Consider the following 25,430-nt stretch of genomic DNA (forward strand, 5'->3'; position numbering starts at 1 on the left):
GGGTTACTCCGGTGACAGTGGGTTGCGGGACGTGGGCGAAAGCGGGTTGGTGGCGGATGGCACGCCGGGCGCCGGCATGCCGGGTGGCACGGGACTTGGCGGGCCGGGCTGACCGCCTGGCGCCGGCTGATCCGGTGGCGGCATCGCTCCCGGCATGCCCGGCGGCGGCGCGTTGCCGGACTGCGGGATCAGGCTGTCGATGTCGATGCGGTCGCCGGAGCGCTCAGCCGTGATCTTCAGCAGCCGCTCCAGCGCGTCGGCGATGTCGCCGGGATTCGACCCGCGTAGCTGGCCGATCTGCACGATGCCGTTCTGCAGCAGCGGCAACTGGTTCGCCCACGCCTGCCGTTCCGCCATCGTGTCGGGCTTGCCGCTGGAGCCGGCACGGATGTCCACGACGACCAGGCTGCGCAGATCGTCCGGGCCGGTGTAGTCGGGCCACATCGCATCGGGGCCGGCGATAGCCTGCGCATCCTCGGCGGTGACGTGCGCGCGCGCCAGCTCGGCGGTGTACTGAGCCATCTCGCCAAGCATGGTTTCCATGCCATCGCGCCGGCCACTGGTGCGGGCCTTGAATCCGCTCTGCTGGATATCCGCCTCGGTGGCGGTCTTGGCGGTGTTGATCGCGCCGGTCAGCGCCTCCTGCACGCCCCAGATGCGCTCCAGCTCCTGCGTGATGCGGCTGCGGTCGTACAGGCCGCGATCGACCGGCGCGTACGGTTTCTGGAAGAACACTTTGCGCAAGTCGACGTTCGGCATCGTCGTCTCGACGCCGGTCCACTCGCCCGTGGCGGCGCTGTTGATCTTGTTCATCACCTCCTGGCCAACCTGTCCCTTGTGGAACAGGATGCCGGGCAGGCTGCGGCGGCGATGCTCGGCTTCGGCGGAGCCGATGCGGTTGTAGTCATCGACCAGTTTTGCGCTGCGGCTGACCAGCGACTGCGGGTGCCGCTGCCCATCCACTTCGGACGTGCAGAGCACGAAGAACGGGTAAAACCGCGTCGTCGCGGTCGGGTTCCACGCCGGCTTCACCCACTTCTTAACGCCGTGAATGCCGGTCAGCACGCTGTTCGTGTCGCAGTCCCAGATTTCCTCCACCATCACGAAGTCGCCCGCGGTGTCGGAGCTGTATTCCATCGACGTGTTGGTGTCCTCGTACGCGTCGGCGTCGGCGGCTTTCGTCCCGTCGACCATGGCCGACTCGCGTTGCACCATCACCGGCTTGCGCGCGGCGAAGCGCGTCGCCTGCTTCATCACCTCGTCGGGCAGCTCGAACTCGGTCTGCGCGTCGCAGTAGCGCTTCGGGATGCGGTGGCTGTTCCACGGCGCGTCGACGTGATCGGCGATCGTGTAGCCGGGGGCGACCTGGAAATCCTCGGCCGGCACCAGGTCGATAGCGAGCCCACGCGCCACCACCTGCTCGGACTGGTTGCGCAGTGTCTCCAGCTGCCGCTCGTACTCGGCGCGCTTGGCGTCCTCTTCCGCGCCCTGCGCCTCATCAAGGTCCTGCCGCATGCGCGCCGCGCGCTGGATGTTCGCCTGCAGGTCGTTGATCGCGGTCACCGTCTCCGGGCTCGGTGCCGTGCGCTCCTGCCAGCTGACCTTGAGCACGCCCAGGCCGATGGTGAGCGCCGAACGCACCCAGCGGATGCCGCGGGCCTTCAGGCGGGCGTCCTTCCACAGCCGCGACACGATGATTTCCAGCGTCTCGGCGAAGGCTTTGGTGTCGCGCTGGCGGCGCTGGTAGCGCTTGCGGAGCTTTTCGTACTGCTCCTGGATCAGCTGCTCCTTGATCCCCTCGGCCGCCTGCTTCCCTGCCAGCGCCGCGGCCTGCTGGTCGCCGCCGCTGTCCTGCAGCACCGCCGCGAACGCCTGGTCATGCGCCTGCTGAATGTCCGGCAGGTCGCCCACGTAATCCTCGGCAGCGTCGCGCATCGCCTCCAGCGTCGGCGGCTCCGACGACGGCGACGGCCGCACGTCCACATCCGGGTCGCGGGCGTAGAGGAACGATTCCAGGATGTCGATGTACGTGCCGATCAGGTTCGCGTCAACCTCGAAACCGGAGTCTCCGCGGGCGTAACGCCGATCCTTCGCGTACTGCTCGCGCGCCGGCTCGTCGAACTTGCGGGCGGCTTTGACGCGGTCGAACCAGCGCTTGACGTCCGCCGCTTCCTTGGCCTCGGCCTTCTGCTTCTCGGCGGGGTCAGGTGCGACGACAGCCGCAGCCAACGGATCGGCGACAGGTGCGGCTTGCGTGGGGTCCATGGGCATCGTGGTCACCTGTAGTAACGGTCGCGATCGACGGCAGTCCGCTTGTCCGCGTTGTCGCGGGCGGCGAACCAGTCATCGGTGAAGGGTTTGGGTTCGGGTGCTGGCGGTGGTGGCGGCTGTGCGGCTTCAGGCATCTGGTCGATGCCGCGCGCCAGTAGCCCGCACACGTCCACCATGTCGTCGGCGCGGCCGTCCTGACCGGTGAAGGCGCAGAGCTGGTTGATCAGCCGATCACCCCACTCGGTGTTCGGAATCCAGACCTGGCCGGCACTGGCCAGCATGGCGAAGCCGAGCGCGCGGGATGCTTTGCTGCCGGCGGACGGGATCGACACGCGCTGCACGTAGGTCTTGGCTTTCTGCATCGCCTTGACGATGCTGCCGTTCGTGGTGCGCAGGATCACGCCCGACTCTTCGAACGCCATCAGCGGCTTGTTGCGGCGAATCAGCGTCAGCCAGCCCTGAATCCACACGTCCGGGTCTTCGCCCTCGCCCGTGTACCAGTCGATGAACCACAGGTCGCCGTTGCAGTCGAGGCCGGCGCAGCCATGTTCGGTGTTGTCCGGCTTGCGCTCCGGGTGGTCCGGGTCCTGGCCGCCGGCATAGTCGCTGGCGAGGAAGGTATTCAGCGCCGGGTGCTTGCCCAGCTCGTAACGGTTGAACCACTTCCGCTTGAACAGCAGGCCGGCTAGCGAGCGGCAATGACCTTCCCAGACGTGGTTGTACAGGTCGTCATTGACGGCCTTCAGCGCGCGGCGCTCGTCTTCCATCTCCGCGCCGAACCACGGGTTGTCCTGCCAGCCGATCTTGATCACCAGCGCGTTCGGGTCGGTGTTCTTGATGAAGCGCTCGTAGACGTAGTCGGTTTCCTGGTCCGGGTTGAACGTCGCCCAGATCTCGGAGCCTGCCTTGCGGATGGTCGGGATCAGCACGTTCCACGAACGCGCCGTGACGCTGTGCGCCTCTTCAACCCAGACGATGTCCGCGCCTTCCCAGCTCTTGATGCTGTCGGCGGTGTGATCCTTGAGGCCGGAGAACTCGAACGTCGAGCCCGTGGTGCGGCAGCGAATCTCGGTCAGCAGGATGTCGAAGTACGGAGACAGCCCCAGGCGCTCGATGTAGTCCTTCAGCACCTGCATCGACGACTGCTTGAGCGACTTCTGCACCTCGCGCACGCACAGGATGCGCAGCTTGCGCTGCATCGACAGCATGATCAGGATCTGCGCGACCGTGTGCGACTTCGCGCCACCGCGGCCACCGTGCAGGATCTTGAAGCGGCGCGGCTCAAGGAGCGGAAGCAACTTCGCCGGCATCTGCAACGGCACTTGCGGCGCGAGGTTGGCCGGCGCGGCGTTCATTCGGCCGCCTTCGTCGCGACGGGCTGGATGATGAACTGCGGCGCCGGCAGATTCGTGCCGTCGCCGTTGGCCAGCTGCACCTTGTCGCCGTAGCGGCGCGGGTCCCACTTGGCCAGGAGCTTCAGGTCAGTGTCGATGATGAGCTTGTCGCGCTGCACGTCACCGGTGCTATCGCCGCCCTTGCTTTCCCCCTTGCCGCGCGCCGTGGCGCGAGTGCGGTGCGCGATCGCGTCGTAACCGTCATCTCGTGCCGCATGGAACTGCTCGCGAATCCCCTCATCCTGCAGCCGCCAATCGTTGACGGTCTTCACTGGCACGCCGATGTCACGACAGACCACCGTCATCGGCTCGCCAGTCGCCAGCCGCGCGCAGATGACCGGTACCAATGCCTCGCGGTCGTGCTTGCGTGGCGCGCTCAAGCTCAGTCCTCCGCAGAGGGCGCCGGCTCCGCATGCGCCAGCCGACGCAACCCGGCCGCGGTCATGGCGTAGCGATCGCCGCTCTCACCGTCGCCGCGCTGCACGTAACCCAGGCTCTCGCAGCCTTCGAGCAGTGCAGAGCCGCCCGGGTGCTGGTCACGACGGAAATCGTCGCGGTGCACGCTCACCTCCTCGGCGACGTAGCGCAGGCCGGCGGTGATGCGGTCGGATTCTCGGATGCCCATGCACGCGACAGTGCAGGAACAGGCCAAGGCGTCAACGGCAGGGAAGCATCTCGCGCAGGTCGTCGGCCAGCCCAGCCAGGTCAGGCATGCCGCCGTAGCAGCCCACCCACTCGGCCGTGTGCTGCACCGCCCAAGGGTGGGCAGATGCCAGCTCCTCGCTCAGCACGTAGACCTGTCCATCGCGCACGAACACGTAGCAGCAGCAGCTGCGGGCGCGGGCGACGCGGGCGACACGGGATTGCACCAGCAGTGCAATACGCTCGATCGTGGCGGCGGACAGTTGCGCAATGGGCTTCGGTTCGCGCGCCTGCCGGAACGGGATGCCGGCGGTCTTGCCGCGGCGGCTCGCGTTGCGACAGGTCGGCTCAGTCACGCAAACCGCCTCGCTCCGCACCATCCTCCACCTCCCTCTGCCTGCAGTAATGCGGCGCCATCGGATACTGCGCGATCTTGCGCAACGGGCAGAAGCCAAGCCCCGCCGCCGGATTGATTGCGTCGCGTCGGAAGTGGATGCACTCGTCGCAGGTCATGGGCTCGGTCATGGCCGCGCGAACTCCCCGAAGAATTTCACCGCTGCTTTGGCATACGCCTTGGCGGCATCCTCTGGGCTTGCGTGACTTCCAAGGTGTCGATATCTGCCATGAACCTTGATCTGCGCGCACCACCGATTCTGGCTCTTGCTGACGCCCTTGAAGCCTGACGTATTGGTGGATGGAGTGCGCTTGTTCGCACAGTTCTGGCTTCGGCTAGCCTCGCGCAGATTGCACAAGCGGTTGTCAGTCCGAATCCCATTGATGTGGTCGATCTCTTTCGGGAACACGCCATTCACCATCAACCAGATGATGCGGTGAACCATGTAGCTACGGCCATCGACTTTCACGCGCCAGTAGCCGCGCTCGCTGATTGAACCAGCTACTGATCCAATCTTCCCATGATGATTCGACTTGTGGATTCTCCATAGTAGAACTCCCGTTTCGCGGTCGTAATCGAAGTACCGATTTGCCAACTCTGAGTTCATACCCGCACCCATTTGTGCGCCAGAAACTGCCTACCCTTCCGCCGCACGATCTTCCGCACCAGCCCGCGGCGGTGCATGGCCCGCAGCGCCGACTCGCAGCCCGTGAACGTGGTTCCGACGCGTTCGGCGAGGGTGTAGGCATCGATGGGTTCGGCGAGGTGGGGCAGGAGCTTGGGGGCGATGGTTTCGCGGGGTGGGCGGGTTCTCATGCCAGCAGCCTCCCTTGGCGTTGCGCGTCCTCGATGCGGCGACAGGCGATGTCGAAATACGCCGGGTCTCGCTCAATGCCGATGAAGGAGCGGCGCAGCCCCATTGCGGCAACTCCGGTCGAACCACTGCCCATGAAAGGGTCAACGATTGACGCTGGATCGGCAGCCTGCATGATGCACCACGTCATCAGTGCGACGGGCTTCTGTGTTGGGTGAACAGCTCCGTCCTGCGCGATGGCGGCGCGGTTCAGTGTGAAAACGCGCAGCGCGCCAGCCTGTGATGTCCATGCAAGCTCTGCATCTGCCTGGTCGATTCGCTGCCCCTTGTCCCACACCAGCCACTTGCTGCGCGGCGGCAGAATGTCGGCGAAGTAGTTACCACCCCACACCACACAAACGTCGCCAGCCGCCTGCACCAAACTCATCAATTCGCTGTTGGGGCGCTCGCAATCCCATCCACGAAACTCATAACCCTTGTGCCCGCCATGATTAGACGTCGATGGCGGCTTTCCGTCGCGCCTGATCCCATACGGCGGATCAGTAATCACCGCGTCCACCTTGGGCAAGGTCGGCAGGATTTCGCGGCAGTCGCCGAGGTACAGGGTGGCGTTGCCGATGGTTTCGATGCGCGTCGTCATGCCGCAGCCTGTTTGCGCGCACGACAGCGCGCCTCGTACACCGATGAGCGCTCCCGCTGGCAGGCTCGGCAAAACTTCTCGAAGTGCAGCACGCGCGTCATGCCGCGATGCTTGACGGGGAAGAACTCGGGCGTGAGCGGCCACCAACATTCGGCCAATGGCTCGCCGCGCTGCTGGCACAGGTAGCAGTAGCCTTCCATGCCGGTGATGGTCTGGCGGATGGCGCCGTGCGGTGGCAGTTGCGTGGATTGCATCAGAACAGCCCCGGCGCGATCGTCACGCCCCATGAGACAGGCTTGCGAATAACTAAACCATGTCGTTGCACAATTACCTGAAATAGTGCTTGACGCACTAGTGCAGGCGGCGCTATAGTCCATCCATGCCAGCCAACCCGGCGAGGCGCAGATAGGAGATCGACATGAGCAACACTCTCAGCACATCCGCGATGCGTCGCGCCGTTCTGGCTGACGGGATGCATTTCTCCGATGCCTCGCATCGGTGGTGCCGCGTGGATGCCACTTACGGCGCCGAGTATTTCGGCTCGCTGGCCGAGGCCTACGATGCCATCGGCACAGAACATGCGCTCCGCGCCGAGGACCGCGAATTGCAGGCGCGCCAATGCCGAGCAATGGCGTGGTAAAGCCCGACGCCTCCCGCCACGACCCGCGCCCGGAATACCTCCGGGCGTTGATCGAGAAATCTGGGCTGTCGCAGGTTGAGTGCGCGCGACTGCTCGGCATCGACGGATCAACGATGCGCCGCTACCTCGCCTCGCGGACCGCGACAGCGAAGCCGGCGCCATACCCTGTCCAATACGCGCTGGAGCAGCTGGCCGCGTCAAAGCGGTAGCTCTGGCGCGATCGCTTCGCGCACCAGCGGGCTGATCGTCACGACCACGCGGGCGCCGTGTTCGTCGGGCTCCATGCGCTCGGCGTCGATCCGGCGCACCCACGAGTCATCCTCGAACGCGATGTTCTTCAGCGCGTCCAACAGCACCTTCAGCGCGTTGTCCAGGTCGATGCTGCGCACGCTGTCGTCCCAGCCGTCCGGGTCTTTCGCGGCACGCTTCGCCCAGTCGAGCGGACGACCTGGGTACATGCGCACGGTCAGCGAGACACGGCCGCGTGTGATCGTCACGCCAGCCTTGCGGGCCAGCGTCGCCACCTCGTGCCGGTACGCCTTGGCCTCGGTCGTCGGGACGATGGTGATGTGCTTGCCGATGTTGACGGGGCGCCAGTAGCGGTTGGCCGAGAGAGCTGGTGGCAGCACCAGCGTGACTGGGCTGGCGATGGTTCGCGCGGGCGCGATGCTGGCGGGTTGGGTGCTCATGGGGTGGCCTTTTGGGGGTGACTTAACTGGCTCATGCGATCAGTTCTTCGGCCCAGCGACGGCCTTTGCTGGTGAGCGCGTAGCAGATGGCTGGCCGGCGGCTCTGCCGGCGAACACCGACGCGTCGGACGATGCTCGCCTCGTGCAACTGCAGCAGCCGATGGCAGGCATCAGGCTGCTTGATCGAAAGCGCAGCGGTGAGCTGTCGTGAGTCCATCGGCGCCAGCAGGAGCGCGGTGACGATGCGAGGGAGGATGGGCCGTGTGGTCATGCCGCGTCCTTGTGATCCCAGCCCATGCGCTTGGCGATGTCCGCGAGATGCTCCAGGCCACGACGGCGGTTGTCGTCGCTGTCGATCCGCGCGACCGGCGGCGCGCTGGGTAGTGCCGGCATCGCGTCGAGCAATTCGCGCGGTGTCGGCCAGCGCGTGCAATTCGCCATCAGGCGGCGGAACGCCTCGCGCAGTCGCGGTGCATCGCGATCCTCGTCCAGCGCTCGTCCCGCGGTGATGGCTTCGATCCACGCCGGCAGCGTGCCGCGGCTCAGCACGTCGTAGGCCGGAGCGTGGTCAAGATTCAGCAGCACCAGCTTCTGCAATCCGGAGCTGATTTCCCGGGTGATCCAGTTTTCCATTCTTCGCGTCCTCGAGGTCTTGGAGCACTTGCATCGTTGCGCTGATTCGCGGCGTGCCGTTGACGCGTGGCGGTCCGGTGCTGATCGGCTTCGGGCCTTCGGCGTGGCGTGCTCTGGCCGTCGTGATCGCCCAGGCGAACGGGTTCGTGGCGTTGGGCTTCTCGGCGTAGGTGTCGCGGATCGCTTCCGGCGTCACGCCCTCGGCGAGTGCGGCGAGCAGGTCGGGATTGCTGGGGTTGACCCGAGCGCAACCGGCTTGCCGGAGCAGAAGGCAGGCGCGCCCTGCGTCGGTGGTGGGCGGTGGGGTCGCGGGAGTGTCTGGCGAAGAAGGCGCGTGCGGAGCGGGTTCTTGCTTTTGATCTTTATTCCCTGTCCCTGTCCCTGTCTCTTGCGATCCCGACGGGACTCCCGACGGGATGCTTTTTGGATTCCCACCGGGATTATCTTTTGATCCCGACGGGACTCCCGATAACCGCCGCTTGGATAGCTGTCGGGATTGCGGATTGAGTGCCGCCAGGAGTGCGCGTGTCTGGATCATTTCCACTTCAATCGGCGCGGGATCGAACTCCGCCCCCCATCGCTTGGCGTTGCCGGCGCCACTGCTCAGGCGCTGCGCCAGCTTCTCCAGCCACGCCTCCAGCGCCTTCTCAGCCACCACGGGGTGGTAGTAGCGCCCGTCGTCGGCCAACAGCCAGCCGCGCATGACGTGCGCCTTGATCTTCGTCCAGCTCTTGGCCTGCGACAGGTGCGACAGCATGCGGTCGTTGTCCGGCAGTGAGCCGGCGGGTACCTGGTGCCAGCTCACCAACCACAGCGTCATTGCCGCGGCGCGCTCGTCGCCGTTGCCAAGCACCCACGTTTCGGACGTCAGCAGGCGCTGCACATCCACCGGCATAAACGCGAAGTCGCGCAGATCGACGCCGGCCGGAACGAGTGGTTGCATCACGCCGACTCCCTCCGCCCCGCACCCATCCGGAACCTCTGCAGCGCGCAGATCGCATCCAGCCAGGCGGCATGCTGCTCGGCAATGAAGCCATACGGCGCCGGCCGATGAATGGGCTGGTCGCGGTAGGCGCGGCGACGGAAGCGGATCATCAGTGCGCGAGCACGACTTTGCAGACGTGCCCTCCGCACTCGCGCTTCAGTTCGCGTGCCTCCCGCCGCGTCAGGTCGCGGATGACGGGCTCGTAGTTCTCGTCGACCAGCACCCATTCGAGGATGTCGCCTTCACGCGCGGTCTGTGTATCAATCGCGAGTTGGTTCATGGCTGGGATCCCCGCATGCGCCGCTCAGCCTCGGCGAACGCCTCGTCCTCGGTGAGCGGCACCCGCATGCCCTGCTTGCGCATCGCATCGCGCACGCGCTGGGCGAGCTGCAGGTCGAACAGGGGTTCACGCAAGCGCTGTTCGATCGTCAGGCCGTGCTCGGCCGCATCGTGCGCGCGTAGGTCGATGGTGGTGTTCATGCAGCCTCCTTCACCAGCCGTTGCAACTGGGCGACAAGATCAGGGATGGCGGCAATGGCCTGCTGCCTGAGCGTCGCGGAGTCCTGCAGGTGACGAGCCGCCCAGTACAGGGCTGGCGTGGTGTCGCCGAACTCGGTCATGTACTTCTCGATCAGCGACGAATCGAGGTTGCGCTCTCCACTCAACATCGTGCTGAGGTTGGATGGCGCCACGTCGCACGCTGCCGCCACCCGGCCCAACCCACGCTGGTACACGCAGGCGGCAAAACACTCGCGCATGTCGCGGTACCGCTGGGCCAGGCCGGGTTCCAGACTGAGGCTCAGTTGCTGCATGAGAATCCCCGATACGATGTGTTATCAGCCGTTATCAGACGGATCAGGCAAATTTTTTTGCCGTGACCAGCACGCTGAAAACTCGCACCCATGACTCAAGCCACCTCTTGCTTGGTGGGTTCGCCGAACACGTCGGGCCGCAGGTCGTGGCGCGTCACCGCGCCGCCGGTGGCTTGCTCGATGGCGATGCATCGAGCGGCGGGGACGCGTGGCGAAGCCCCTCGTGTCCTCCAGTTGCTCACCACGGATTGACGCACGCCGAGTTTTTCCGCGAGCGCGGTAACACCGCCGGCATGGTCGATTGCTTTGTCGAGTGCGTTCATGGGTGCCGATCATCACGCTTCGTGTTGTTTGAGTCAACACCATTCGTGTTAGACGGCCATCACGGCTCGTGAATCAATAGCGCCATGGAATTTGCTGCCAACCTAAAGCGCCTTCGCAAAGCGGCCAAGCTCAGCCAGGAGGGACTCGCCCTCGCCTGCGGCTGGTCGGGGCAAAGCAGGATCGGTAACTACGAATCCGGCTTGCGCGAGCCGGCGCTTGCCGAGATCCCGATCATTGCGCGCGCCATTGGTGTCCCGGTTGGTGAGCTATTTGGTGAGGCTCCAGGCCATTCTCACCCCCTGAAACTCGACCCGGAGATAGTCCGTAAAGCAGGCGCGGCATTGAACTTGCGACACAAAAGTGCCGGCGGCTACGACCTCGAGAAGTGCCCGGAAGAGTTCGTCCGAGCCTATGAATTGTGGCTTGGCATGGATGATGCCTACGAGGATCCCGAGGTCTACAACCTAGTGATCCGTCACGCTGACTTATCGCCACAGGGGGCGAGGGAAAATGAGCGAGGAAATAAAGGTGCGCCGACTCATGGCGCTCCTAGAGAGGGAGTTCGGGCCCGTCGAGGGAGCAAAGCCTAAGCTGACGATCGTCAAGGACCTCGTGCACACCAAGGCAGCGACGAGCGAGCGTCCGGCGATCTTCGCCTCGGGCTTGCTCGAAGCAAGGCGCAAGTCGGCGCGTGGGTGATCGCCACCAGGGGATTTGGGGGATGAATGATGCACAGAAAGCCAGGGAGATGGATTGCGGCCATCACGGTGGCGTTGCTTTGGTCGTGGCAGCCGGCGACGGCGCAGGTCGACAACACGCGGCACGCGGTGGAGTTGTACCAGCAGGTAGTGACCGGGCAGCGCAGCCTGGACAGGCTATCTCCAACTGACCGCGCGCAAGTATTGATGATGGCTCGCGCCATGCGATCAAGCTGCAGCAGCAATTCCCATAAGTGCGAAGCTGTGTGTGAAGCGGCAAGCCAACTGGAGTCGACATCACGCGATCTCGCACGGTGCGCGTCTGCGCACGACTACACCGATAGTTGCGACAGGCAGTTCCGAGATGTGCGCGACGCACATGATGATCTTGAAAACGCAGTCTCCGAAGCGTCGGGCGACTGCGATTAATGGTGAAAAGGAGAGAGCCATGAAACGAACCGTTACCATGCTTTTGCTTGCCGCCGCGTGCTTGCCACTGATCGCAGCCGCCTTCCCGCGCGGCTACCGCGCGCCATCGGCGCGCAGCTACACACCAAAGGCGTACAAGAGCACCACGTCGTACCACCGCGGCTACGTCACGAAGTCAGGCACCTACGTGGCTCCCCACGTTCAGACCGCGCCGAACCGCACGAAGGTCGACAACTGGTCGAGCAAGCCGAACGTGAACCCGTACACGGGCAAGGAAGGCACCAAGGATCCGTTCGCACCAGGGCACTGATCGGCGCGCCATCTGCCACCACCAAGCCCGCTCCGGCGGGCTTTTTTTCGTCATCATGCAAATAAATCACGAAATGTGTTGACAGAATAAAACACGATATGTGATCCTTTCTCTGCGCCACCACGGCACGGGAGAGACACATGGACATCCTCTGGGCATCCAGCCCCATCCAGATCCACGACGAGCTGCACGCCGACGTCAAGGCGACCGCCAGCACCGTCATTCTGGGCACGTACAACGACGCGGTGCAGGCCACCGAGCTTGTGCTCACCCCCGAGCAAGCCATCGAGCTGGCCGACGCGCTGACCGAAGGCGCCACGAAGTGCCTCGCGGCGCGGGAGGGCTGAGCGATGTACATCCTCACTCAGCACACCTCCGAAAAAGCTTCGCGCGCCTACCGCATCCACGGCGACCAGGACATCTGGGTCGAGCTGGCGCCCGGCCAGAAGATCGCGATGTCGCCCGCCGAAGCCCAGCAGCTGATCGCCGAGCTGCAGCGTGAGCTGTCTGCAGTCGAAGCCATCGCCCGCCGCGACGCCGCCATTGACCCCGACCACGCCGCGATGCTGCGCGATTCGGTCAAGCAGGTGTCCGCATGAGCGCCTCCATCAACGTCCTGACCGCCTGGACGGACGCCATCACCGAGCTGCGCGAGGCATCGGCCGAATACCTCGCGAACTCGCGCGTGCTGTCGGAACAATGTGCGCCGGCGCAGTCCCGGCTTGAGCAGGCGCTGTCGCAGTTCACCGACCATGCCCAGGTCGCGCCGCGCGACTACCGCGGCATGGAAGGCCGCATCCGCGAGCTGGAGGGTGATAACGCGGAGCTGAGCAAGGAGATGGAGGCGCTGTACGCACGCCTTGGGCGGGTCAACAGCCTGTTGCACGCGACCGGAGATTTCGCCGTCGGCGCCGGCTGCGATCCTGTCGAGGCCGAGGTGAAAGATCGGCTCGCCGAACTGGCGCCCACCAAGCGCAGCAAGCGGGGTGGGGCATGACCACCCAGCCCACCCCCCACATCGGCGCCACTCTGGCCCAGCGCGCCATCCTGCGCTACCGCCTGGAGCAGCGCGAACTGGACGCCGAGCGCGATCGCCTGGAGCGCACGACAGCCGCCCTGCAGGTCGACGCCATGCTCGATCGCGTCCGGCAGCCCGAGCCGGCCAACTTCTGCGCGCCGGCCGACGACGTGCCGCCAGCGCTGACCGGGCGGCAGCTGGCAGCCGTTGCGGCGCTCTGGCTGGCCGCGATGCTCGGTGCGCTGTGGCTGTGCACCGACGCCGGCACGCGCTTTCTCGATGCGATCTGGAGGCTGTCATGACGCGGCCGGTGGATGTGCTGGCGGTGATCCGGGCCCAAGAGGCGCGAAAGGCCGCTTTGCGTTTCTTTCCGCTTGCTCCGCGCAAGCAGCGAAAGACCATCAAGCAAGCCGATGTTGATGCGGCCGTTAGCAAAAAGCTCGACGAACTAGACCGGGAGTTCCGCCGCCTCGGGCTTGAGTTTCCCAAGTTCGCGCAGGCATACGACACCGCTCGCGTGGTTGTGAAAAACGCACGGAGTAAGGCATGAACACCACGGCATGGCTCATCAGCTTCACCGGCAGCGATGGCGTGAAGGTACAGAAGGTGCACACGCACAACTGCATCGCCGACTTTCGGACCATCGACCCAAACGCTACGGCGCAGGCGATTGATTGCGCAGCCGTGGCCGAGCTGATCGAGGCGGCCGAGCGCGCCGTCGAGGCCTTCGAGGAACTGGGCAAGGCGCGGGGCGTAGCTTCAAATCACTTTGCTAGGCGCGAGTGCGAGGCCGCGATGGTGGCCCAAAAGGCCGCTCTCGCCAACGTCAGGAGCGCGTCATGAACCGCGCCAACTGGAACACCCAGCGTCGCCGCGTCCGCGACAGCTACCCGAGCCGCGCCGACCGCGGCCTGCCCCACCACCCCGATGGGTCCGGCCTCGCCACCTGCCCGCGCTGCGGTGGCTGCGGCGCCATCGACCGCGACCACTGGCAGCCCGAGCTGTGCACCTCCGCGACCTGCAGCCTCTGCGACGGCTCCGGCTACATCGCCGACGGCTACCGCGACCCGCTGCTGAGGCTGCGCTATGCCCGGCAGCGTCGTCGGCGTGACCCGCAGGCATATGCGCACCTACGGCAGGTCTGCGCGGCATCGCGGCATGCGCTGCGGCTGATCGAGGCGGCGGTGGGTTGCGAGGTGGCGGCGAATCAGGTGGTGCAGGCGTGGAGGAATGTGGCATGAGCGAGCGGATCAAAGATGGTGGACCGGCGTTCCCAGCGACGAATTACTACATCATCCCGAAGGACCTTGAGGATCGGCATGTTGCGGCGTTGGGGAAAACCCAAGGCATGACCCTGCGCGATTACTTCGCGGCGAAGGCGATGCAGGGTGTTATTGCGCAAGCGTGCGGGACTGCCTTGGGATCTGATCCCAAGTACGCGGCGGATTACGCCTATGCAGCCGCCGACGCCATGCTCGCCGCCCGCGAGGCCAAGTCGTGACCGACCTGACCGAATTCGCCACCCTCCCGCTTCCGGAGCTGACCGCCGAGCTGGAACGCATGCTCGCGAACCATCACGCGCCGCGCCGCCATTACGCCGAGCGCACCACTTCAACGCTGACCGCAGCGCCGGCACTCCTTCCGGTAGATCACCCCCTGGATCGTGCTGCGGTCAGCACCTCTTCAACCGCCACGCGCAGCGGACAGGACGACCCCTCGCCTGCTGATCCCGCTGTGCGTGGCACCTATTCCGAGGAAATCGCATGAACAAGCTTGCAGCGTTTTGGGCCGTAGCAATGAGCCTCATCAAGGCGTCGCCGATCAAGTTGGCGGAGCCGAACAGTAATCGCGCCCGCATCAAGGTTCAGCGTCGCGGCTACTACGTCAACGGCAAGCGCGTGTATCACCGCCCCTCGGCACGCTGGCTGCCGAACAAGAAGGGCTATCGCTACGTGCGCGACGAGAGCAAGCCGGGCGTCGTGTCGAAGATGGTGCTCCGGTGAACACGTCGCTGATGCACACCCGCACGGTCGAGTCGATTCGCCCGCGCAGCAACGACGAGCGCCGCGCCCAATGGGCCGCGAAGTTCTTCGGCGCCGGTCACCACCGCCAGCCGATCAAGCCGCATCTGCGCGTCAAACCGCGCGTGCGCGTCGTCGCCTGACCACTTTCAACAGAGCCGGCCATCGCGCCGGCAAGGGATTCGACATGGAAAGCAACACCGAAAAGACCGCCGGCAGCAACCTCACGCCGATCGCGGAATACACCGAAACCGCTGCGGCCCTGGCCGACCTGCGCCAGCGTCACGCCGGCGTCGTGTACGACGTCACCGTGCCGAAGGAAATGCGCGCCGCGAAGGAAGCTCGCGCCGAGCTGCGTGGTCTGCGCACCGGGCTGGAGAAGAAGCGCGTCGAGATCAAGGCACCGGCGCTGGAGCGCTGCCGGCTGATCGACGCCGAGGCCAAGCGGATCACCGCCGAGCTGGTCGCGCTGGAAGAGCCGATCGACGTGCAGATCAAGGCCGAGGAAGCCCGGGCGGAGTCCGAGCGCCTGGAAAAGCTCGAAGCCGAGCGCCTGCGCGTCGAGGCGATCCAGAAGAAGATCCAGGCCATCCGCGACGTCCCCGGCTCGCTGGTCGGCAAGCCGTCCGTGATCATCGCCGGGCAGCTGGCCAAGCTGCAGAAAACGGTGCTCGACGAGGACGAATTCGGCGAACACTTCCTTGCCGCGCGCGACGCGCTCGATGCTGCGATTTCCAGAGTCAACCTGCTGTACATCGACCAGGTCGCCCACGAGGCCGAGCAGAAGCGCATCGCAGCCGAGCGCGAGGAGCTGGCCCGCATCCGCGCCGAGAACGAGCGGCTGCAGCGGGAAGCGGAGGAGCGCCGGCTGGCGGATGAGCGGAAGGCCGCGGCGGAGCGTGCGGAAGCTGATCGGCTGGCCCAGGTCGAGCGTGACCGGCTCGCCGCCGAGGAACGCGCCCAGCGTGAGGCTGAGCAGGCGGCGCGGGACGAGGCCGCCCGGGCCGAGCGTGAGGCGCAGGAGGCCGCCGACCGCGCGCGCCGGGAGCAGGAACAAGCCGCCCTGCAGGCCGAGCGCGAGCGCCAGGCCGAGGCGCAGCGGAAGCTGGACGAGCAGGCGGCGCAGCTCAAGCGCGAGCGCGAGGCGGCGGCGAAGAAGGCCGAGGCCGACCGGCTGGCAAACCTTGGGCTGCGCGAGGCGGCGGAAGCCGTGGTATCGGCGCGGAACGATGGCGGAAACGTCGATGCCGCGATCGATGACCTCGCTGCCGCGCTGGCCAACGATGACGACCGGAGTGCCAAGGCCGTGACGGTGAACCGCACGAAGCGGGCGGTGCGGGCATGAGCGAGCAATGGTCCGACGAGTACGCCCGGATGATCGCCGACTGCGAGAAGCGCGAGGGCAAGCTGTCCGACTGGGAGCGCGGGTTCATCGACTCCCTCGACCAGCAGATGGGGCGAGGAAAGATGCCCACGCGGAAGCAGGTCGACCGCCTCAACGAGATCTGGGAGCGCGTGACCGCATGAACGCCCAGCTCGCCCCCCTGAACCCGACCCGCGGTTACGTCGGCGGCGGCAACATCGCCGGCATCCTCGGCTTGTCGCCGTTCCGCACGCCGCTGGACGAATACCTGCTGATCGTCAACGAGCTGCAGGACGAGTTGACACCGGAGAAGGCGGAGTTCTTCGAAGATCGCCGCGACCTGGAGCCGTGGGCGGCGAAGAAGTTCACGCGCAAGACCGGGCTACAGATCGTCCGCACGAACAAGCAGTACACCGACGCCGAGTTCCCGTGGGCGAAGGCAGAACTCGACGGTGAAGTCGAGAATGGCGCAAGTCTGGAAACCAAGACGGTCCACCCGAACGCGGTCAACGGCTGGGGTGATCCCGACGCGGGCGAGGAGCCGCCGCTGTACGTCACGGCGCAGGCGATGTGGGGTCTGGGCATCACCGGCCGCCAGCTCTGCTACGTGCAGGCGCTGATCGGCTTCGATGATCACCGCATTTACGAAGTGCATCGCGACGACGAGCTGATCGCCGAGATTCGCCGGCAGGCGGAGCGGTTCTGGAAATACCACGTCCTGCTGCGCCGGCCACCGCCGCCGGTCAACGTCGATGATCTGCTGCGCCTGTACCCGCGCGGCACCGGTCGCGCCGTCGAGGCCGACACCGAAACCCAGCTGTCGATGAGCGAGCTGCATGCCCTGCGCCAGCGCATCAAGTTGCTGGAGGCGCAGAAGGCTGTGGAGGAATTCAAGGTCAAAGGCTGGATGCGCGACGCCACGACGCTCACCGCAGGCGGCATCGCGATCGCCACCTGGAAGCCTCGCTCGGACGGAATTCGCGTTTTCAACCTCAAAAAATAACCCGTTTTATAACCGGAGCAATCGCACCATGGCACAACAATCCACCCTCAAGCAGGAAATGCAGAACCGCAGCAGCGGCACCACCGCGGTTGCGGCGCAGCAGCCCGAACACAAGACCCTGGCCCACCTGCTGACCGATCCGAAGATCAAGGCGCAGATGGCGCTGGCCCTCCCGAAGCACATGACCGCCGACCGGCTGGCGCGCATCGCGCTGACTGAGATCCGCAAGGTGCCGAAGCTGGCGCAGTGCGACCAGACCAGCTTCCTTGGCGCGATCATGCAGGTCGCCGCGCTGGGCCTGGAGCCGGGCGGCGCGCTCGGCCACGCCTACCTGATCCCGTTCGACAAGCGCGGCAAGCTGGATAACGGCCAGTGGGGCGTCGTCGGCACCGAGGTGCAGCTGATCATCGGCTACCGCGGCATGATCGACCTCGCCCGCCGCTCCGGCCAGATCGTCAGCTTGTCCGCCCGCATCGTCTACGCGAAGGACAAGTTCAGCTATTCCTACGGCCTGGACGAAGTGATGGAGCACGTCCCGCACGAAGGCACCGACCCCGGTGAGATGACGCATGTCTACGCGGTCGCCAAGCTGGTCGGCGGCGGCGTGCAGTTCGAGGTCATGAGTCGGGCGAAGGTCGAGCAGACCCGCGACGGCAGCCAGGGCTACCAGGCGGCGGTGAAGGCGGCCTCGAAGTACAACAAGCCGGTCGACAGCCCGTGGACGAACCACTTCGACGAGATGGCGAAGAAGACCGTCATCCGCCAGTTGTTCAAGTACCTGCCGGTCAGCATCGAGATTCAGCGCGCCGTGGGCCTGGACGAACAGGCTGATGCCGGCGTGCCGCAGCACAACGCCCTGGTCATCGACGGCGACTACCGCGTCGAGACGCACGACGAGCATCCCGCCGGCGACGAGCCGCAACGCGTAGCCACCAGCCCCGATTTCACGGCGAAGGAAGTGCACGACGCCCTCGCCAACGCGACGACGCGCGACGCGCTGGACGCCGCCTGCGACCTCATCAACATGCTGCCGGTGAGCGAGCACGGGTCGCTGATCGAGCTGTACCAGAAGCGCGCGACGGAGATCGTTGGCGCGGAGTGACCGAACCCTGATGCAAGAGCCGGTCGCTCTGCGCCGACGCCAAGAACCGGCGCGTTCCGGGGAGGCTGAGGATCACGCATCGACGCCGGATGACGTAACCGGCACCCATTCCACGACTGGAGCACCACCGCATGAACAAGCGTATCGACACCGCAGAAACCGAGATCCCTGCCCCGGCCCTGATCGCCGCCGACACCATGCTTGGCGATCTCATGGCCTGCCTGATCGACGAGTTCAAATCCGCGCCGGACGTCTGGCAGAAGATGCCGGAGAACCAGCAGCAGGATGTGATTTATCGCGTGCAGCAGCGCGTGCAGGAAAACATCCGCGCCGCGGTCGAGATCATCGCCAGCGCGAACCGCCCGACCATCGTCGCCACCGTGGAAAGCGTCACGGTCAAGGAGGCCATCAAGGCCGTGGTCACGCTGCCGAAGTCCGACGCGCAGCGCCACAACCTGTTCGACGCCGCCGGCAGTGTGGTGCTGCTGATCGTGGCTGGCGCCGGCGAGTTCTACGGCGGTACGGACCAGGTGCAGGCCGATCCGGACCAGCCGGCGCTGAATGGGTTCGGGGGCGGCGAGGAAGTGGCGGCATGACCCGAACCACGAAGAGGATTGAGGGATGAGCGACTTTCGCGATTCATCAAGAAACCATTGGACCAGCAACACGTCGGTCGAGCACATCAATGCCGGCAGCCTTCAGCGCATCGCCGATGCAATGGAACTGTCCTGCAAGGATCGCGAGAGGCTGGAGCGCGATCTGGCCGAGGCGCGGCGCCAGCGCGACTATCACCGCAGCCAGGCGGAACACTTGGCACGAAGCAATGCGGCTCTGTGCGGCGCCATCAAGCGCATGAAGAAAGCGCGGGACGTGCAGTCATGACCCGCATCCCCATCCCCAACTTCCCCCAGCCCGAAACCCAGCTCCGCGAGAGGGCTTGGACGGATGAGCAGAGGCCCCCCGCACGACCTGTCGTGGTGAGCGATGCGGAATGCCTCGAGTTCATTCGCCAGCTCCCCACGTATTGCGCCAGCGTGCCGATTGAGATAGTGCGCGCCGCCCTCACCAACTTCGCGAAAGGAGAACGCCATGAGTGAGTATTCGATGGGTCAGCTCAAGGATATGGCGAGCACGTTGCGTGCTGGCACTGCGCTGCTTTCCCAGGTAGATGATGCGGCGGACATGCTCGACGCCTACGCAGAGCGCATCAAGGCGGCCGAGAGTACGGTACCGCTGGCTTGGTGCTCGCTTACGCCGAATGGGCAGATAGCCTATTTCGACGGCCGACCGATGATTATGACCGGCAGGGTCGGAAACGAACATCATCCTGTGCCGCTATTCGCTCACCCGCCAGCACAGGCGGCGCAGGTGGAGCCTGACTGGCGCATTGCCATGTTCGATCGTTGGCGTGCAGCGGCGCAGGAAAAGGGCTACGCCGGTATTGCCGAGGCGGTCACCGCAGCACCCACCACGAGGACGAAAGCATGAGCGTGACACTGGATCAGGTGCGAGACTGGCATCGGCGCCGAGAAGATGAGTTCCGCATTTCCGGGTATGACGTTGGCGTAAAAAGTCACCTAGCCATGGCCGACGCCATCGACGCCCACCTCACCCAGCCCGCGCAGTCGGTGGATATGGTGGAGGTGCGCGAGGTGATTGCGGAAATGCGAAACGTCGCCGAGCAGGATGATCACTTACTGCATGGTTGGGCCGACAAGCTCACCGCCGCGCTACAGGGGCCCGCCCGTGGGTAACCACCTCCGCGCCCGCACCCCGAAGAAAACCGCCGGCTTCAGCTGGGGCCGCGTCGCCGACAACCTCGCAGCCATCGCAGCCACCCTGGACGCCATGCGCGCGATTGAGCGTCACGGCGGCGCCGAGATCCTGAACCGGGCATTCACCGGCTTTACAGCCATCGAGCACGAGAGCGCGGTGCACTGGAGCGATGTGCTGGGCGTCGATCGCTCAGCATCAAGCCTAGATATCGAGGCGGCCTATCGGCGCCTGCGTTCCCAGCACCACCCGGACAAGGGCGGCGATGCCGAGCAGTTCCAGCGGATCCAGAAGGCCTACGCGGAGGCGACAGCAGCATGAGCCTAGTCCTCACCCGCGAAGAGATCGCTGATCTGACCCGCTGCAAGTTCAAGGCCGGCCAGGTCTCGTTCTTCATAAAAAACGGCATCCGGCATTACGTCGACGCCCACGGCTGGCCCGTGGTGACCCGGGCAGCGGTTGAAGGCGAACCAGATCAGGCGCAAGCTGATGCGTCGTGGAAGCCCAACAAGGCCGCTTGAGCATGGGACGCAAGCCAACCCGTCCGGAAGCCATTCCCCGCCTGCGCGTGCGCAAGCAGCGATCTGGTCGACTGTTCTACTACTACGATCACGGCGGCAGCCCGCGACGCGAGGAGGCGCTGGGGAGCGATTACGGCCTGGCCGTCAAGCGCTGGGCGGAGATCGAGCGCGCCGGCAGCGAGAAGCCCGCGGCCATCATCACGTTTCGCTATGTCGCCGACAGGTATCGCGCCATCGTCATCCCGACGAAAGCCCCGCGGACGCAACTGGACAACGCGAAGGAATTGAAGCAGTTGATCGCGTTCTTCGACGATCCGCCCTGCCCGCTGGAGGCGATCGAGCCGCAGCACGTGCGCCAGTACCTAGCGTGGCGCAGCGCGAAGGCGAAGATCCGCGCGAACCGGGAAAAGGCGCTGCTGTCGCACATCTGGAACTGGGCCCGCGGTGAAGGCTACACGTCCCTGGCCAACCCCTGCGCCGGCATCAAGGGCAACCGGGAGACGGGACGGGACGTCTACGTCGAGGATGACGTGTTCGCGGCGGTCTGGAGGCTCGCCAGCGGCCCGCTGCGCGACGCGATGGACTTGGCCTATCTGACCGGCCAGCGCGTGGCCGATACGCTCAGGATGGACCAGCGCGACATGCGCGACGGCTTCCTTCACGTCAAGCAGGGCAAGACCGGCACGAAGCGGCGAATCGAGCTCAGCGGCGACCTGGCGCAACTGGTCGAACGGATCGCCACGCGGAAGGCCGGCTACGTTGTGCACGCCACCCGGCTGATCGTGGGCGACGACGGCCAGCCGTGGACGTATGACCGCCTACGCCGCGCGTTCCGGGACACCTGCAACAGCGCCGGCATCGACCCGGACGACTTCCAACTCCGCGACCTGCGCGCCAAGGCCGGTACCGACAAGGCTGATTCATCCGCCGACATTCGCGAGGCACAGAAGCAGCTGGGGCATTCGTCGGTCACCATGACCGAGCACTACGTGCGCAATCGCCGCGGCGCGAAGTCCACGCCGACCCGCTGAAATTTGCACCGCAATCGCAGCAGCCTCTAGCTGGCACAAGGGCCGCAAGGGACGGAATCGGCAGGGTTTGCGGTGCACGTCTGGCGTTACACCGCTGATTTCAAAACCGGATCGACCGGGACTCAAAATCCGCTTGTGGTGACACAGTGGAGGTTCGAGTCCTCTCACCGGTACCAATGACCAAGGCCCCGTTCGGGGCCTTTGTTTTTGTCCCGCAAATCCTGTCTCGCGGCTGAGCCTGCCCCAGGTTCGGCCGCGACCCGGACCGGGCTTGCGCATCGAACACACCAGCCACACGATCATCCCGGCGACGAGTTCACCGTCGGCCCCGCGCAGCGGGCCTGGCAAATCAAGCTGAACACGGAGCGGCGTGCAGCATCCTGGCCACGTCATGCTGCACGCAGTCGCGGCATCCACTTCACGGCATCTGCCACACGCTGCGCTCCCGCAGGATGACGCCGTAGCGGCTACGGCCGGCAGGTCGCACCCGGCTTATGGAGCCGCCCGCGCGGCGTCACCGCGCAGCGCCTGCTGCCAGACGTGCTGATAGATGTGATCGGCTGCGGCTTGCTTGTCGGCTTCAGTGAAAGGTGGCGTCGGCAAGTCGGCGTAGACCTTGTCGAGAATGAAGGTCTCGACATCTGCCTTGGTCTGTTCCTTTTCCCAGAAGCGGTCGAGTTGCCCAAGACGCTGCTGAATCGCAGCCAGCAGGTCGCGGCTGGCCTGCTTCACGCGTTCACGGTCCTTCTTGCTCAGGTCGTCACGCCGGATCAGGTCGAACAGCGCCAACTCCTCTTCGCTCAGCCCTTCGCGCAGGTGGCGGTCCTGCTCTTCGTCCAGGCTGTCGGCCAACTCCATCAGGCGGCGGAAGGTTTCCTCGATGGTGATGCGGTTCTTGTCGTTGTTGTAGTCGGCCACGATGTCTTCGTAGCGCTGCTGGTAGTCCATGCGCGTCGCGTTCTTGCCCAGCATCTGCGCGAGCTTCGCCTCCACGATGTCGCGGATGTCCTTGAGCACCGTGGCCTTGTGCTTCACCTTTTTGGCGAACTCGTCGCGCAGCCTTTCCATGTTGATTCTGGACAGGTCGTAGGTCCGTCCGGCAGTCTGGTCGCCACCCGGCGTTTCGGTGCGGATGGCGGCGTTGACGATGCGGTGCAGTTCCTTCAGCAGCGCCGTCACGTCGGCCGTGTCGCGGCGTTCGATGAGCTTCTTGTAGATCGCCTCGATGTTGTCGTGGCGCTCGGCATACTGCAGCGCGGTGGGTTCGGTCAGCAGCGCCTTGAAGCGGGTGAACACCTGCCGCGCCAGCACCTCGAAGCGGCGTTTGGCGGTGTCCGAGGTGTAGACGGCTTCCACGGCATCGCCGAACAAGCCCGTCCGCACAAAGCCGGTAGCGCCGGCGAATTGCGCAGGATCGAAGCCGAGGCTGCGCAAGTGCGCTTCGGTGGCTTCCAGCGCCTCGATCAACGCCTGTACGCGCTCCTCGATGGGCACCACGATGTCATCGTCGCCCTCGCCGTCATCACCCAACGCGTACTGCGCCAGCGCCTCGCGCAAGCTTTTCAGCATGCCGTTGTAATCCACGATCAGGCCGAAATCCTTGCCCGGATACACGCGGTTGGCGCGGGCGATGGCCTGCATCAAGGTGTGCGCCTTCATCGGCTTGTCCAGATACAGCGTGGACAGGCACTCCACGTCGAAGCCGGTCAGCCACATGGCGCAGACAATCGCGATGCGGAACGGGTGATCGGGTTTCTTGAACGCCAGCTCGATGTCGAGCCGCTCGCCGCCGGCGGTCTCGAAGCCCTGCTTCATCCGCGCGCGGTGCGGCACGATGTCGAAGCCCCAGCGCTTGAAGTCGGCCACTTCGTTTTGCGCCTCGCTGATGACGATCTCGATCAGCGTGGAATCCATCCACGCGGCCTGTTCGCGCAAGCGGTCGGCCTGCGCATTGAGCTGCGCGGAGGTGTCCGCATCGGTCGCGGCCTGCGCCTGCCGCTTGCGCGTCTCGGCCTCGGCGCGGATGGCCCTGGCCTTTGCCTGCCAGCGCGGCGCAATCCGCTGGTACATGCGCGCACAGGTGATCTTGTCCACGCACACGAACAGCGCCTTGCCCGATTGCCAGCGCGTCGCGCAGTGCTCCACGAAATCGGCAGCGATGCGGTCCAGCCGCTCGTCGGCGGTGATGATTTCGTAATCCTTGCCCAGCAGCTTTTCCAGCAGCGCCTGCTGGTCGGGATCGAGCTCGGCCTCCTCGATCTTGTCGGCGATGCGCGCATTCAGATCGGCGCAGGCCACACCCAGCTTTTCGCCGCGATTTTCGTACACCAGCTTGACGGTGGCGCCGTCCTGTTCGGAGCGCTTGAAGTCGTAGCGCGACACGTAATCGCCGAAGATGCGCCGGGTCAGCTCGTCCTGCTTGAACAGCGGCGTGCCGGTAAAGCCGATGAAGGCGGCGTTGGGCAGCGCCAGGCGCATGTTGCGCGCGAGCCGCCCGGCCTGCGTGCGGTGCGCCTCGTCGGACAGCACGATGATGTCGTCGCGCTCGCTGTAGGGTTCGCCCGGCTTCACGTCCTGATTGAACTTGTGGATCAGGCTGAACACGTATTCGTGGCTCTGCGCCAGGATCGCTTGCAACTCCTTGCCACTGGCCGCGCGCGGGGTGGCCTTGTCGGCGGCTCCGCAGCCGACAAAGGTTTGGTACAGCTGATCGTCCAGATCGTCGCGGTCGGTCATCAGCAGGAAGGTGAAGTTGCCGGGCAGCTTGCGCCGCACCTTCTCGGTGAAGAACACCATGGAATACGACTTGCCGCTGCCCTGCGTGTGCCAGAACACGCCGAGGCGCCCGAGATCGGGATGCGCGCGCTCGATGATGTCCACCGGGCCTTGCGGGATGTAGCTTCCCGCTTCTTCCGCCGCCTTGGAGTACTTGTCTTGCTTGCGCCTCCTGGGCGCCTTGCGCGCCAGCGGCAGTTCGATCACGCGATGGCGCAGCCGTTCGCCGACGGGCAATTCCGCCTTGATCGCCTGCTGCCGCGCCACCGAGGCCACCGCGCGGTTCACGCCCAGCAGCTGATGGTTGCGCGCCACCACCTTGCGCGTGGCGCCGGCGCGGCTGTCGTCGAACAGGATGAAGTTTTCGACAAGGTCCAACAGCCTGTCGTGCGCCAGCATGCCATTCAGCAGGCGCTCGGCATCCACGCGGCCGGCGTCGTCCTCGTCCAGCCGCTTCCACTCGTAGAAGTGTTCCCACTGGCTGGTGATGGAGCCGTAGCGCGCATGGTCGCCGTTGGACACGATCAGGAAGGCGTTGTGGTGGAAGGCATGGCCGATCACCTGCTCGTCCATGTAGTCGCGCAGGTTGTTGTCGAAGCCGGTGCGGATGTTCTTGTAGACGGCCTTCAGCTCGATGAACACCAGCGGCAGGCCGTTGACGAAACACACCAGATCGGCGCGGCGGTTGTAGTGCGGCGTGCGCAGGCCGGTGAGCTTCAATTCGCGCACGGCCAGAAAACGATTGCTGCCAGGCGCGTTGTCGAAGTCGATCACGCGCGCGCGGCCGTTTTTCTGGTGGCCACTGGCGTCGCGCCAGGTCACCGGCACGCCATGGCGCAGCAGGCGGTAGAACTCGTGGTTGTGTTGCACCAGCGAGCGGCTGGCGTCGAAGGCGGTGAGCTGCCGCAGCGCGGATTCGATGGCGGTGTCCGGCAGCTCGGGATTCAAGCGCACCAGCGCCGCCCGAAGGTCGCGCGTCAGCACGGCTTCGGTGGTGTCCTTGCGGCCCAGCGTGCCGTCCGGCCCGAAGGTTTCGTGGTTCCAGGCATAGACGGACTCCCAGCCAAGCTTGGCCAGATGCTCGGCGAAGGTGGCCTGCACCAGCTGGTCCTCGCTGTTGATGCCTGTCGCCGCCATGCGCTATCCCC

Annotated in this window: 44 protein-coding genes and 1 tRNA gene; 26 read left to right on the top strand and 19 right to left on the bottom strand. The window is 65.4% G+C overall.

Features of this window, described 5'->3' with window-relative positions; all coding sequences use genetic code 11:
• Positions 1-3: 3 nt before the first annotated feature.
• Genes RHOFW104R8_RS07365 through RHOFW104R8_RS07405 form a run of 10 tightly spaced genes read right to left on the bottom strand, consistent with a single transcriptional unit; the run spans position 4 to position 6,442 of the window.
• Positions 4-2,271, bottom strand: a complete 2,268-nt coding sequence (locus RHOFW104R8_RS07365) for a hypothetical protein (RefSeq protein WP_153021650.1) — start codon at positions 2,269-2,271, stop codon at positions 4-6.
• Positions 2,272-2,276: 5 nt separating this feature from the next.
• Positions 2,277-3,626, bottom strand: a complete 1,350-nt coding sequence (locus RHOFW104R8_RS07370) for a PBSX family phage terminase large subunit (RefSeq protein ID WP_068091243.1) — start codon at positions 3,624-3,626, stop codon at positions 2,277-2,279.
• A complete protein-coding gene (locus tag RHOFW104R8_RS07375) occupies positions 3,623-4,045 on the bottom strand; it encodes a hypothetical protein (protein ID WP_068091246.1) in 423 nt (140 codons plus the stop codon). The genes RHOFW104R8_RS07370 and RHOFW104R8_RS07375 overlap by 4 nt, the downstream gene beginning before the upstream one ends.
• Before the next feature lie 2 nt (positions 4,046-4,047).
• A complete protein-coding gene (locus RHOFW104R8_RS07380) occupies positions 4,048-4,290 on the bottom strand; it encodes a hypothetical protein (RefSeq protein WP_068091249.1) in 243 nt (80 codons plus the stop codon).
• Positions 4,291-4,321: 31 nt separating this feature from the next.
• A complete protein-coding gene (locus RHOFW104R8_RS07385; RefSeq protein ID WP_068091252.1) occupies positions 4,322-4,663 on the bottom strand; it encodes a hypothetical protein in 342 nt (113 codons plus the stop codon).
• Positions 4,656-4,832: a hypothetical protein gene (locus RHOFW104R8_RS17580; protein WP_161487757.1), complete on the bottom strand. Its 177-nt coding sequence runs from the start codon at positions 4,830-4,832 to the stop codon at positions 4,656-4,658. The genes RHOFW104R8_RS07385 and RHOFW104R8_RS17580 overlap by 8 nt, the downstream gene beginning before the upstream one ends.
• Entirely contained in the window at positions 4,829-5,308 is a 480-nt protein-coding gene (locus RHOFW104R8_RS16905) for an HNH endonuclease signature motif containing protein (protein ID WP_161487756.1), read from the bottom strand. Before RHOFW104R8_RS16905 ends, RHOFW104R8_RS17580 begins: the two co-directional genes overlap by 4 nt.
• Positions 5,305-5,517 (bottom strand): hypothetical protein, encoded by a 213-nt coding sequence (locus tag RHOFW104R8_RS07395; RefSeq protein WP_068091260.1) that lies wholly within the window; start codon positions 5,515-5,517, stop codon positions 5,305-5,307. The genes RHOFW104R8_RS16905 and RHOFW104R8_RS07395 overlap by 4 nt, the downstream gene beginning before the upstream one ends.
• Positions 5,514-6,155: a DNA methyltransferase gene (locus RHOFW104R8_RS17705; RefSeq protein WP_068091262.1), complete on the bottom strand. Its 642-nt coding sequence runs from the start codon at positions 6,153-6,155 to the stop codon at positions 5,514-5,516. The genes RHOFW104R8_RS07395 and RHOFW104R8_RS17705 overlap by 4 nt, the downstream gene beginning before the upstream one ends.
• Complete coding sequence (locus tag RHOFW104R8_RS07405; RefSeq protein WP_153021651.1) at positions 6,152-6,442, bottom strand: hypothetical protein; 291 nt, start codon at positions 6,440-6,442, stop codon at positions 6,152-6,154. The genes RHOFW104R8_RS17705 and RHOFW104R8_RS07405 overlap by 4 nt, the downstream gene beginning before the upstream one ends.
• 131 nt (positions 6,443-6,573) lie before the next feature.
• Here RHOFW104R8_RS07405 and RHOFW104R8_RS17325 point away from each other — a divergent pair, with 131 nt between their 5' ends.
• Positions 6,574-6,795 carry a hypothetical protein gene (locus tag RHOFW104R8_RS17325; RefSeq protein WP_153021652.1) on the top strand — a complete coding sequence of 74 codons (222 nt, stop codon included), beginning with the start codon at positions 6,574-6,576 and terminating at the stop codon, positions 6,793-6,795.
• A 197-nt stretch (positions 6,796-6,992) separates the two neighbouring features.
• On the opposite strand, the gene RHOFW104R8_RS07415 is transcribed toward RHOFW104R8_RS17325, so the two are convergent.
• The 8 genes from RHOFW104R8_RS07415 to RHOFW104R8_RS16915 all read right to left on the bottom strand — a co-directional run bounded on the left by RHOFW104R8_RS07415 (position 6,993) and on the right by RHOFW104R8_RS16915 (position 10,237).
• Positions 6,993-7,484, bottom strand: a complete 492-nt coding sequence (locus RHOFW104R8_RS07415; protein ID WP_068091267.1) for a RusA family crossover junction endodeoxyribonuclease — start codon at positions 7,482-7,484, stop codon at positions 6,993-6,995.
• 31 nt (positions 7,485-7,515) lie between these two features.
• Positions 7,516-7,755: a hypothetical protein gene (locus tag RHOFW104R8_RS07420; RefSeq protein ID WP_068091268.1), complete on the bottom strand. Its 240-nt coding sequence runs from the start codon at positions 7,753-7,755 to the stop codon at positions 7,516-7,518.
• Positions 7,752-8,069 carry a hypothetical protein gene (locus tag RHOFW104R8_RS07425; protein ID WP_161487791.1) on the bottom strand — a complete coding sequence of 106 codons (318 nt, stop codon included), beginning with the start codon at positions 8,067-8,069 and terminating at the stop codon, positions 7,752-7,754. The genes RHOFW104R8_RS07420 and RHOFW104R8_RS07425 overlap by 4 nt, the downstream gene beginning before the upstream one ends.
• The gene (locus tag RHOFW104R8_RS17710) at positions 8,053-9,060 is read right to left on the bottom strand and encodes a DUF1376 domain-containing protein (RefSeq protein WP_082823553.1); all 1,008 of its coding nucleotides are present in this window, start codon (positions 9,058-9,060) and stop codon (positions 8,053-8,055) included. The genes RHOFW104R8_RS07425 and RHOFW104R8_RS17710 overlap by 17 nt, the downstream gene beginning before the upstream one ends.
• A 151-nt stretch (positions 9,061-9,211) precedes the next feature.
• Complete coding sequence (locus RHOFW104R8_RS17585; protein ID WP_161487755.1) at positions 9,212-9,382, bottom strand: hypothetical protein; 171 nt, start codon at positions 9,380-9,382, stop codon at positions 9,212-9,214.
• Entirely contained in the window at positions 9,379-9,582 is a 204-nt protein-coding gene (locus RHOFW104R8_RS07430; protein WP_063089460.1) for a hypothetical protein, read from the bottom strand. The genes RHOFW104R8_RS17585 and RHOFW104R8_RS07430 overlap by 4 nt, the downstream gene beginning before the upstream one ends.
• Entirely contained in the window at positions 9,579-9,914 is a 336-nt protein-coding gene (locus tag RHOFW104R8_RS07435; protein WP_068091270.1) for a hypothetical protein, read from the bottom strand. The genes RHOFW104R8_RS07430 and RHOFW104R8_RS07435 overlap by 4 nt, the downstream gene beginning before the upstream one ends.
• A 95-nt stretch (positions 9,915-10,009) precedes the next feature.
• Positions 10,010-10,237: a helix-turn-helix domain-containing protein gene (locus RHOFW104R8_RS16915; RefSeq protein WP_082823554.1), complete on the bottom strand. Its 228-nt coding sequence runs from the start codon at positions 10,235-10,237 to the stop codon at positions 10,010-10,012.
• Between the two features lie 84 nt (positions 10,238-10,321).
• Between RHOFW104R8_RS16915 and RHOFW104R8_RS16920 the strand changes: the two genes are divergently transcribed.
• The 25 genes from RHOFW104R8_RS16920 (at position 10,322) to RHOFW104R8_RS17340 (ending at position 21,683) form a co-directional block, all read left to right on the top strand.
• On the top strand, positions 10,322-10,828 hold the full coding sequence (locus RHOFW104R8_RS16920; protein WP_082823555.1) for a helix-turn-helix domain-containing protein: 507 nt from the start codon (positions 10,322-10,324) through the stop codon (positions 10,826-10,828).
• A gap of 556 nt (positions 10,829-11,384) precedes the next feature.
• Entirely contained in the window at positions 11,385-11,675 is a 291-nt protein-coding gene (locus RHOFW104R8_RS07445; protein WP_082823556.1) for a hypothetical protein, read from the top strand.
• Positions 11,676-11,815: 140 nt separating this feature from the next.
• Entirely contained in the window at positions 11,816-12,022 is a 207-nt protein-coding gene (locus RHOFW104R8_RS07450) for a hypothetical protein (protein ID WP_068091280.1), read from the top strand.
• A gap of 3 nt (positions 12,023-12,025) precedes the next feature.
• Positions 12,026-12,274 carry a hypothetical protein gene (locus RHOFW104R8_RS07455; protein WP_068091283.1) on the top strand — a complete coding sequence of 83 codons (249 nt, stop codon included), beginning with the start codon at positions 12,026-12,028 and terminating at the stop codon, positions 12,272-12,274.
• The gene (locus RHOFW104R8_RS07460; RefSeq protein ID WP_068091286.1) at positions 12,271-12,672 is read left to right on the top strand and encodes a hypothetical protein; all 402 of its coding nucleotides are present in this window, start codon (positions 12,271-12,273) and stop codon (positions 12,670-12,672) included. The genes RHOFW104R8_RS07455 and RHOFW104R8_RS07460 overlap by 4 nt, the downstream gene beginning before the upstream one ends.
• Positions 12,669-12,995, top strand: a complete 327-nt coding sequence (locus RHOFW104R8_RS07465; protein ID WP_068091287.1) for a hypothetical protein — start codon at positions 12,669-12,671, stop codon at positions 12,993-12,995. Before RHOFW104R8_RS07460 ends, RHOFW104R8_RS07465 begins: the two co-directional genes overlap by 4 nt.
• Positions 12,992-13,243, top strand: coding sequence for a hypothetical protein (locus RHOFW104R8_RS07470; RefSeq protein WP_068091288.1), 252 nt, complete (start codon positions 12,992-12,994; stop codon positions 13,241-13,243). The genes RHOFW104R8_RS07465 and RHOFW104R8_RS07470 overlap by 4 nt, the downstream gene beginning before the upstream one ends.
• Positions 13,240-13,536: a hypothetical protein gene (locus tag RHOFW104R8_RS07475; RefSeq protein WP_068091291.1), complete on the top strand. Its 297-nt coding sequence runs from the start codon at positions 13,240-13,242 to the stop codon at positions 13,534-13,536. Before RHOFW104R8_RS07470 ends, RHOFW104R8_RS07475 begins: the two co-directional genes overlap by 4 nt.
• The gene (locus RHOFW104R8_RS07480; protein WP_068091295.1) at positions 13,533-13,934 is read left to right on the top strand and encodes a hypothetical protein; all 402 of its coding nucleotides are present in this window, start codon (positions 13,533-13,535) and stop codon (positions 13,932-13,934) included. Before RHOFW104R8_RS07475 ends, RHOFW104R8_RS07480 begins: the two co-directional genes overlap by 4 nt.
• A complete protein-coding gene (locus RHOFW104R8_RS07485; RefSeq protein ID WP_068091299.1) occupies positions 13,931-14,194 on the top strand; it encodes a hypothetical protein in 264 nt (87 codons plus the stop codon). The genes RHOFW104R8_RS07480 and RHOFW104R8_RS07485 overlap by 4 nt, the downstream gene beginning before the upstream one ends.
• The gene (locus tag RHOFW104R8_RS07490; RefSeq protein WP_068091303.1) at positions 14,191-14,460 is read left to right on the top strand and encodes a hypothetical protein; all 270 of its coding nucleotides are present in this window, start codon (positions 14,191-14,193) and stop codon (positions 14,458-14,460) included. The genes RHOFW104R8_RS07485 and RHOFW104R8_RS07490 overlap by 4 nt, the downstream gene beginning before the upstream one ends.
• Complete coding sequence (locus RHOFW104R8_RS07495; RefSeq protein ID WP_153021653.1) at positions 14,457-14,696, top strand: hypothetical protein; 240 nt, start codon at positions 14,457-14,459, stop codon at positions 14,694-14,696. Before RHOFW104R8_RS07490 ends, RHOFW104R8_RS07495 begins: the two co-directional genes overlap by 4 nt.
• A complete protein-coding gene (locus tag RHOFW104R8_RS17800; protein ID WP_161487754.1) occupies positions 14,693-14,857 on the top strand; it encodes a hypothetical protein in 165 nt (54 codons plus the stop codon). Before RHOFW104R8_RS07495 ends, RHOFW104R8_RS17800 begins: the two co-directional genes overlap by 4 nt.
• 179 nt (positions 14,858-15,036) lie before the next feature.
• The gene (locus RHOFW104R8_RS07500; RefSeq protein WP_235605137.1) at positions 15,037-16,059 is read left to right on the top strand and encodes a DUF1351 domain-containing protein; all 1,023 of its coding nucleotides are present in this window, start codon (positions 15,037-15,039) and stop codon (positions 16,057-16,059) included.
• Positions 16,056-16,241: a hypothetical protein gene (locus RHOFW104R8_RS17590; RefSeq protein ID WP_068091313.1), complete on the top strand. Its 186-nt coding sequence runs from the start codon at positions 16,056-16,058 to the stop codon at positions 16,239-16,241. Before RHOFW104R8_RS07500 ends, RHOFW104R8_RS17590 begins: the two co-directional genes overlap by 4 nt.
• Positions 16,238-17,080, top strand: coding sequence for a YqaJ viral recombinase family protein (locus RHOFW104R8_RS07510; protein ID WP_068091315.1), 843 nt, complete (start codon positions 16,238-16,240; stop codon positions 17,078-17,080). Before RHOFW104R8_RS17590 ends, RHOFW104R8_RS07510 begins: the two co-directional genes overlap by 4 nt.
• Before the next feature lie 28 nt (positions 17,081-17,108).
• Positions 17,109-18,182 carry a recombination protein RecT gene (gene recT, locus RHOFW104R8_RS07515; protein WP_068091316.1) on the top strand — a complete coding sequence of 358 codons (1,074 nt, stop codon included), beginning with the start codon at positions 17,109-17,111 and terminating at the stop codon, positions 18,180-18,182.
• Between the two features lie 131 nt (positions 18,183-18,313).
• Entirely contained in the window at positions 18,314-18,778 is a 465-nt protein-coding gene (locus tag RHOFW104R8_RS07520; RefSeq protein WP_068091318.1) for a hypothetical protein, read from the top strand.
• 25 nt (positions 18,779-18,803) lie between these two features.
• Positions 18,804-19,064: a hypothetical protein gene (locus RHOFW104R8_RS07525; protein ID WP_068091319.1), complete on the top strand. Its 261-nt coding sequence runs from the start codon at positions 18,804-18,806 to the stop codon at positions 19,062-19,064.
• Positions 19,065-19,271: 207 nt separating this feature from the next.
• Positions 19,272-19,670: a hypothetical protein gene (locus RHOFW104R8_RS07535; RefSeq protein WP_068091323.1), complete on the top strand. Its 399-nt coding sequence runs from the start codon at positions 19,272-19,274 to the stop codon at positions 19,668-19,670.
• Complete coding sequence (locus RHOFW104R8_RS17335; protein WP_153021655.1) at positions 19,667-19,936, top strand: hypothetical protein; 270 nt, start codon at positions 19,667-19,669, stop codon at positions 19,934-19,936. The genes RHOFW104R8_RS07535 and RHOFW104R8_RS17335 overlap by 4 nt, the downstream gene beginning before the upstream one ends.
• Positions 19,929-20,276 (top strand): J domain-containing protein, encoded by a 348-nt coding sequence (locus RHOFW104R8_RS17965; RefSeq protein ID WP_275484585.1) that lies wholly within the window; start codon positions 19,929-19,931, stop codon positions 20,274-20,276. Before RHOFW104R8_RS17335 ends, RHOFW104R8_RS17965 begins: the two co-directional genes overlap by 8 nt.
• Positions 20,273-20,476 carry a DUF4224 domain-containing protein gene (locus RHOFW104R8_RS07545; RefSeq protein WP_068091325.1) on the top strand — a complete coding sequence of 68 codons (204 nt, stop codon included), beginning with the start codon at positions 20,273-20,275 and terminating at the stop codon, positions 20,474-20,476. Before RHOFW104R8_RS17965 ends, RHOFW104R8_RS07545 begins: the two co-directional genes overlap by 4 nt.
• A 2-nt stretch (positions 20,477-20,478) precedes the next feature.
• Positions 20,479-21,507, top strand: coding sequence for a tyrosine-type recombinase/integrase (locus tag RHOFW104R8_RS07550; RefSeq protein ID WP_068091327.1), 1,029 nt, complete (start codon positions 20,479-20,481; stop codon positions 21,505-21,507).
• 90 nt (positions 21,508-21,597) lie between these two features.
• A tRNA-OTHER gene (locus tag RHOFW104R8_RS17340) sits at positions 21,598-21,683 on the top strand.
• Positions 21,684-21,999: 316 nt separating this feature from the next.
• Here the strand turns inward: RHOFW104R8_RS17340 and RHOFW104R8_RS07555 are convergent.
• Complete coding sequence (locus RHOFW104R8_RS07555) at positions 22,000-25,419, bottom strand: type I restriction endonuclease subunit R (protein ID WP_068091330.1); 3,420 nt, start codon at positions 25,417-25,419, stop codon at positions 22,000-22,002.
• Positions 25,420-25,430: the final 11 nt, after the last annotated feature.

This window comes from Rhodanobacter sp. FW104-R8 (assembly GCF_001617365.1).
Lineage (GTDB): Bacteria > Pseudomonadota > Gammaproteobacteria > Xanthomonadales > Rhodanobacteraceae > Rhodanobacter.